General features: G+C 51.1%; 1 pseudogene. It reads right to left on the bottom strand.

Features of this window, described 5'->3' with window-relative positions:
- Positions 1 to 76 precede the first annotated feature (76 nt).
- Positions 77 to 511 (bottom strand): annotated as a pseudogene (locus tag YA0848_RS35945) (phospholipid carrier-dependent glycosyltransferase); the annotation flags it as partial.

The following is a 511-nucleotide window of genomic DNA, read 5'->3' as shown; positions in this document are numbered from 1 at the left end:
ATCCTGAGATGGATTATTCACTTTAAACTGAAAAGCAGCTAGAAATTTAAATACTCTCTTCGCCGGGCTCTTACTTTCAACGGGAGCCAGTAGCACTATCTCCTAGAATATTTTCACCATCCTGTGCAGTGTCCTTCCAGCGGCATAGAAGCAGTTGGCTCGCGTTCGTTTCAGTGATTATTTTGCAACCAACGTCTACAGGTAGATCAGAATCGCTGTCGCGCAAACGCCTGGAAAGGTAGAACGATCTGTCGCGAGGCCACTTGTCAGGATCTTTGATGCTTTTGGACATTCCCCGGCTATAAAACTCCGACGAATACGAGCGGCGGCCAGGATAAATCAGGGGGCCCGATTGAGACGACTGCACATCCAGCCAGGCCTGCACTAAATCTCGCTGGTTCTGAGGACGATCCTCAAGCACACCGTTATAGATAATACCGGCGCCCGCGACTGGCAGCATCAGAGCGCTCGCTGCAGCAGCCCAAGCAGTCTTTCTGCCCACTTCGCTGAT

This window comes from Pseudomonas sp. S4_EA_1b, from assembly GCF_016307435.1.
GTDB classification, from domain to species: Bacteria; Pseudomonadota; Gammaproteobacteria; order Pseudomonadales; family Pseudomonadaceae; genus Aquipseudomonas; species Aquipseudomonas rhodesiae.
The sequence above is the reverse complement of the archived record's forward strand: the minus strand, read 5'-3'. Positions and strand labels throughout refer to the sequence as shown.